The 6,269-nt window shown below is 72.7% G+C and carries 6 protein-coding genes; 4 read left to right on the top strand and 2 right to left on the bottom strand.

Translation table 11 applies throughout. The features are described 5' to 3' along the window. Positions 1 to 481, top strand: a 481-nt coding sequence (locus ABZ641_RS22995; RefSeq protein ID WP_359984453.1) for a GNAT family N-acetyltransferase, incomplete at its 5' end; no start/stop codon positions are given. Between the two features lie 21 nt (positions 482 to 502). Here ABZ641_RS22995 and ABZ641_RS22990 read toward each other — a convergent pair. Both ABZ641_RS22990 and ABZ641_RS22985 read right to left on the bottom strand, forming a co-directional pair. Then, the gene (locus ABZ641_RS22990; protein ID WP_359984451.1) at positions 503 to 1,906 is read right to left on the bottom strand and encodes an FAD-binding oxidoreductase; all 1,404 of its coding nucleotides are present in this window, start codon (positions 1,904 to 1,906) and stop codon (positions 503 to 505) included. A 57-nt stretch (positions 1,907 to 1,963) separates the two neighbouring features. Then, a complete protein-coding gene (locus ABZ641_RS22985) occupies positions 1,964 to 2,551 on the bottom strand; it encodes an XRE family transcriptional regulator (RefSeq protein ID WP_359984448.1) in 588 nt (195 codons plus the stop codon). Positions 2,552 to 2,786: 235 nt separating this feature from the next. Here ABZ641_RS22985 and ABZ641_RS22980 point away from each other — a divergent pair, with 235 nt between their 5' ends. Genes ABZ641_RS22980 through ABZ641_RS22970 form a run of 3 tightly spaced genes read left to right on the top strand, consistent with a single transcriptional unit; the run spans position 2,787 to position 6,201 of the window. After that, on the top strand, positions 2,787 to 3,872 hold the full coding sequence (locus ABZ641_RS22980; protein WP_344624058.1) for a hydrogenase expression protein HypE: 1,086 nt from the start codon (positions 2,787 to 2,789) through the stop codon (positions 3,870 to 3,872). A gap of 38 nt (positions 3,873 to 3,910) precedes the next feature. After that, positions 3,911 to 5,686 carry a nickel-dependent hydrogenase large subunit gene (locus tag ABZ641_RS22975; RefSeq protein WP_344624059.1) on the top strand — a complete coding sequence of 592 codons (1,776 nt, stop codon included), beginning with the start codon at positions 3,911 to 3,913 and terminating at the stop codon, positions 5,684 to 5,686. Then, entirely contained in the window at positions 5,686 to 6,201 is a 516-nt protein-coding gene (locus ABZ641_RS22970; RefSeq protein WP_359984444.1) for a hypothetical protein, read from the top strand. The genes ABZ641_RS22975 and ABZ641_RS22970 overlap by 1 nt, the downstream gene beginning before the upstream one ends. Positions 6,202 to 6,269 lie beyond the last annotated feature (68 nt).

Below are 6,269 nucleotides of genomic sequence, written 5' to 3'. Positions count from 1 at the left end.
GCGCGGCTTCACCACCGAGCGCTCCGAGGACGCCCGGCTGGTCCGCAACGAGGCCTTCCGCGACCACTGGGGCTCGACGGAGCAGAGCGAGGAGGGCTGGGCGCACATGACGTCCGGCCCGGCCTTCCGCCCCGGTCTGAGCTTCGTCGCCTACGACGTCGCGGAGGACGCGGTCGGCGGCGAGGCCCTCGGCATCGTCCTCGGCGAGGAGTACGAGGCGCACACCGAGGCGACCGGCCGGCGCGACCTGTACGTCTCGCTGGTCGGCACCCGGCGGGCGGGCCGCAAGCGCGGCATCGCCTCGGCGCTGCTGGTGCAGGCCATGGCGGAGGCCCGCGAGGCGGGGTTCGCCACGGCCTCGCTCGGCGTCGACGCGGACTCTCCGACGGGTGCGCTCGGCCTGTACGGGCACGTCGGATTCACCGTCAAGGACACCTGGATCGCCCAGCTGAAGCCGCTCTGGTCGCCCACGGCGGGCTGACCGGCCCGGGCCGGCGGCGGCTCAGCGGCCGCTGAGCAGGTCGGCGGCGCGGGCGATCAGCGAGGTGCGGCCGAGGCCGCCGGACTCCCGGCGGTCGGCGGCCCGGTAGGCGACGTACAGGCCGCGGATGCCGAGCCAGCGCAGCGGTTCGGGTTCCCAGCCGCGGACCTTCCGGCCGACCCAGGGCAGCCGGGTGAGCTCGGTGTCCCGTCCGAGGACGAGGTCGCGCAGGGTGCGGCCGGCGAGGTTGGCGGTGGCGACGCCGTGGCCGACGTAGCCGCCGGCCGCGCCGAGCCCGGTCGCCGGGTCGTACTGGACGGTGGCGCACCAGTCGCGGGGCACGCCGAGCACGCCCGACCAGGCGTGGTCGATCGGCGCGCCGGCCGCGGCGGGGAACAACCGCCCGAGCAGCTCGGCGAGCTGGCGCTGCGTCGAGGCGTGCGTCTCGCCCCGGCTGTCGACGTGCGAGCCGAAGCGGTACGGCACCCCGCGGCCGCCGATGGCGATCCGGTCGTCGGCGGTGCGCTGGGCGTAGCAGTAGGCGTGGGCGCCGTCGCCGAGCACTTCGGCGCCGTGCCAGCCGATCTCGTCCCGGACCGCCCGGTCGAGCGGGGCGGTGACGATCATGCTGCTGTTCATCGGGACCCAGGTGCGGCGCTGGCCGCGCAGCCCGGCGGTGAAGCCCTCGGTGGCGCGGAGGACGTGCCGGGCGCGGACGGTGCCCCCGCGGCAGACGGCCGCGCCGGGGCGGATGTCGAGCACCTCGGTGCCCTCGTGCACGGTGACGCCGAGCCTCTCGACCGTGGCGGCGAGGCCGCGGACGAGCCTGGCCGGGTGGATCCGGGCGCAGTGCGGGGTCCAGAGCGCGCCGCGGGCCCCGGCGACCCTGACGCGGTCGGCGAGTTCGCCGGGGCCGAGCCGGAGCATGTCCTCCTCGCCCCAGCCCTCCTCGCGCAGTTCGGGCAGGTGGGCGAGCATCCGCTGTTCCTGGACGGCGCCGACGGCGACGTGCAGTTCGCCGTCCTTGCGGACGTCGGCCTCGATGCCCTCCTCCGCGGCGACGGCGACCACCTCGTCGACCGTGGCGAACATGGCCCGCTGCATGGCGACGGCGGCGGGCCGGCCGTGCGCGGCGGCGTAGCGGCGGAACTGGCCGGGCAGGGCGGCGGTGAGCCAGCCGCCGTTGCGGCCGGAGGCGCCGAAGCCGGCGAACTCCTTCTCCAGCACGGCGATCCGCAGCGCGGGTTCGGCCTTCTTGAGGTAGTAGGCCGTCCAGAGGGCGGTGTAGCCGCCGCCGACGAGGGCGACGTCGACATCGAGGTCGCCGTCGAGGGCGGGCCGCGGGGCGGGCAGGCCGTCCGCGGCGTACCAGTGGGAGACGTGGCCGTTGGTGCGGGCGGGGCCGGCGGGCGGTGCGGGGCTCATGGTCACTGCCTGGGGGTCGTTCCGGCGGGGGTGCGGGGGCTCGGGGGTGGGGCGCCGTCAGTCGGGGGTGGGCGGGCTGACGATCCAGAGCACTTCGGCGGGGGCGTCGGAGCGGTTGACGACCCGGTGCGGGACGGCGGTGCGGTAGTCGAGGCTGTCGCCGGCGTCGAGGGTGTACGGGTGGCCGTCGAGTTCGACGGTCACGGTGCCGGCGAGGACGAGCAGGATCTCCTGGGAGTCGCCGTGCGTGTAGGCCTCCTCGCCGGTGGAGGAGCCGGGGTCGAACTCGCCCGCGTACACCTCCAGATGGGCGAGCGGCCGCTGGGAGACCAGGTACTTGCGGGTGCCGGGCGCGGTGGGCAGCGCGGGGCGGAGCTCGCGGCGGACGACCCGGGGTCCGGCAGGTGCGGAGTGGTCGAAGAGGTCGGCCATGGTGAGGCCGAGGGCGTCGGCGATCCGGCGGAGCATGCCGATGCTGGCGCCGGCGAGGCCGCGTTCGACCTGGCTGAGGAAGCCGGGGCTGGCACCGGCCGCCTCGCCGAGGGCGCGCAGCGACAGGGCTCGGGCCTCCCGGTAGCCGCGGATGCGGGCGCCGAGGGCGCGGGCGTCGGCCTCCGCGGTGGTACCGGTGCTCTGGTCGGTCATGGGGTCCCCGGTTCGGCAGGCGTGTCCGACCCCGGATCAAACGCTGTGTTCGATGGGGCGGAACACACCGTATGCCGGGCGGTGCGGCGACACAAGGGCCCGGCACCCACGACGGGCTGAGCCCGTTCGAGCGACCCCGTCGGCCGTTCGCCCGGGCGGTGGAGTGCGGACGCTGCTATGAAGAGCGTTGAGTCCGTTTTGTCCGGTCTCATCCCCGTTTCTAGGAGGCATCCACATGGGTGCTACGGCTACCGACGCCCAGGCCGCCGGCCGGGGCACGCCACCGGAGGGCAAGCAGCCGCCGGTGCACATCCTCTGGATCAACGCCGGTCTGAGCTGTGACGGCGACTCCGTGTCGCTGACCGCCGCGATGCAGCCCAGCATCGAGGAGATCGTCACCGGCGCCCTGCCGGGCCTGCCCGAGGTCGCGGTGCACTGGCCGCTGATCGACTTCGAGTGCGGCCCGGTGCAGGGCGCGGACAACTTCGTCGAGTGGTTCTTCAAGGCCGAACGCGGCGAACTGGAGCCGTTCGTGCTGGTGGTGGAGGGCTCGATCCCGAACGAGTCCATCAAGTCGGAGGGCTACTGGTGCGGCTTCGGCGACGACCCGGAGACCGGCCAGCCGATCACCACCAGCGAGTGGCTCGACCGGCTCGCCCCCAAGGCCACCGCCGTGGTCGCGATCGGCACCTGTGCCACGTACGGCGGAATCCACGCCATGGCGGGCAATCCGACCGGCGCCATGGGCGTGCCCGACTACCTGGGCTGGGACTGGACGTCCAAGGCCGGCCTGCCGGTCGTCTGCGTGCCGGGCTGCCCGATCCAGCCGGACAACTTCTCCGAGACGCTGACCTACCTGCTCTACCAGCTGACCGGTGCGGCCCCGATGATCCCGCTGGACGACAAGCTGCGGCCGACCTGGCTGTTCGGCGCGACCGTCCACGAGGGCTGCGACCGCGGCGGCTACTACGAGCAGGGCCAGTTCGCGGAGGCGTACGGCGAGCCGGAGTGCCTGGTCAAGCTCGGCTGCTGGGGCCCGGTCGTCAAGTGCAACGTGCCCAAGCGCGGCTGGATCAACGGCGTCGGCGGCTGCCCGAACGTGGGCGGCGTCTGCATCGCCTGCACCATGCCCGGCTTCCCGGACAAGTTCATGCCCTTCATGGACGAGCCCCCGGGTGCCCGGGTCTCCGCCACCGCCAGCGAGGCCTACGGTGTCGTGATCCGCAGCCTGCGCTCCATCACCGCGAAGACGGTGGACAAGGAGCCCAAGTGGCGGCGCACCGGCCGCAAGCTGACCACCGGTTACCGCACCCCCTGGTGACCGACCCCGGACGCAACGACGAAGGGCACACACTCCCGATGGCGACGACAGCGAAGCCGACCGGCGACGGCCTGATGGAGATGTCCTGGGACCCGATCACCCGGATCGTGGGCAGCCTGGGCATCCACACGAAGATCGATTTCAAGCAGAAGAAGGTCGCGGAGTGCTACAGCACCTCGTCGGTCTTCCGCGGCTACAGCGTCTTCATGCGCGGCAAGGACCCGCGCGACGCGCACTTCATCACCAGCCGGATCTGCGGCATCTGCGGCGACAACCACGCCACCTGTTCGGTCTACACGCAGAACATGGCGTACGGGGTAAAGCCCCCGCACCTGGGCGAGTGGATCATCAACCTCGGCGAGGCCGCCGAGTACATGTTCGACCACAACATCTTCCAGGAGAACCTGGTCGGGGTCGACTACTGCGAGAAGATGGTCCGCGAGACCAACCCGGGCGTGCTGGAGCGCGCCGAACGCACCGAGGCGCCGCACGCCGCCGAGCACGGGTACAGGACGATCGCCGACATCATGCGCTCGCTCAACCCCATCGAGGGCGAGTTCTACCGCGAGGCGCTGCAGGTCAGCCGCTACACCCGGGAGATGTTCTGCCTGATGGAGGGCCGCCACGTGCACCCCTCCACGCTCTACCCGGGCGGCGTCGGCACGGTCGCCAGCGTGCAGCTCTTCACCGACTACCTCAGCCGGCTGATGCGCTACGTGGAGTTCATGAAGCGCGTCGTCCCGCTCCACGACGACCTCTTCGACTTCTTCTACGAGGCCCTGCCCGGCTACGAGGAGGTCGGCCGCCGCCGCATCCTGCTCGGCTGCTGGGGCAGCCTCAACGACCCGGACCACTGCGACTTCACGTACCGCAACATGACGGACTGGGGCCGGCGGATGTTCGTCACCCCGGGCGTGGTCGTCGACGGGAAGCTCGTCACCAACGACCTCACCCAGATCAACCTGGGCATCCGGATCCTGCTCGGCAGCTCCTACTACCAGGACTGGGAGGGACAGGAGCTCTTCGTCACCCACGACCCGCTCGGCAACCCGGTCGACCCGCGGCACCCGTGGAACCAGCACACCATCCCCCAGCCGCAGAAGCGGAACTTCGACGACAAGTACAGCTGGGTGATGTCGCCGCGCTGGTTCGACGGCAAGGACCACCTCGCCCTGGACACCGGCGGCGGCCCGATCGCCCGCCTGTGGTCCACCGCGCTCTCCGGTCTGGTCGACATCGGCTACGTGAAGGCCACCGGCCACAGCGTCGTCATCAACCTGCCGAAGACCATGACCAAGCCGGAGACCACCTTCGAGTGGAAGATCCCGCAGTGGTCCAACGCGCTGGAGCGCAACCGCGCCCGCACCTACTTCCAGGCCTACGCCGCCGCCTGCGCCCTGCACTTCGCCGAGAAGGCCCTGGACGAGGTCCGCGCCGGGCGCACCCAGACCTGGGAGAAGTTCGAGGTGCCGGACGAGTCGATCGGCTGCGGCTTCACCGAGGCCGTCCGCGGCGTCCTCTCGCACCACATGGTGATCCGCGACGGCAAGATCGCCAACTACCACCCGTACCCGCCGACCCCGTGGAACGCCAGCGTCCGCGACAGCTACGGCACCCCCGGCCCGTACGAGGACGCGGTGCAGAACACGCCGATCTTCGAGGAGAACTCCCCGGAGAACTTCAAGGGCATCGACATCATGCGGGCCGTGCGCAGCTTCGACCCGTGCCTGCCCTGCGGCGTGCACATGTACGTCGGCGACGGCCGCACGGTGCAGAAGATGCACGTCCCCACCGGCCTGAGCGGACTGGCCTGATGACCGCGGAGACGGCCGGCCGGCGGGTCCAGGAGGTCCTGGACCGGCTGGCCGGCGAGGAGGACGGGGCGGCCGTCGCCGCGGCCGAGGACCTCGTCCGCGAGCTGATGGCGTTCTACGGCGAGGGCCTCGCCCGGATCGTCGCCCTGCTCGGCGCGGACGGGACGGCCCCGCTGCCCGCCGCCCTGCTCGACGACCAGGTGGTCTCCGGGCTGCTGGTGCTGCACGAACTCCACCCGGAGAACGTCCAGCAGCGGATCCGGCGGGCGCTGCGCTCGCTGCCGGGCCGCCCGGCCGAGCTGATCGGGTACGCCGCGGAGGCCGGGTCGGTCCGGCTGCGCACCGCCCCCGGCGGCTGCGGCTGCGGCGGCGAGGACGCGCTCCGGCGCGACCTGGAGACGGCGTTCGCCTGCTACGCGCCCGAGGTGACGGACATCCGGCTGGAGAAGGCGGCCCCGCAGCCCGCGCTGCTGCAGATCGGCCGCCGGCCGCCGGTGGGGGCGGACGCCGGATGACCACGTCCCCGACCGACGCCCCGGGCGCGGGCGCCGCGGTGCTGCGCCGGCTGCGCGCACCGGCGGCG

The organism is Kitasatospora sp. NPDC007106, from assembly GCF_040634455.1.
Classification (GTDB): Bacteria; Actinomycetota; Actinomycetes; order Streptomycetales; family Streptomycetaceae; genus Kitasatospora; species Kitasatospora arboriphila.
This window is presented reverse-complemented; position numbering and strand designations above follow the sequence as displayed.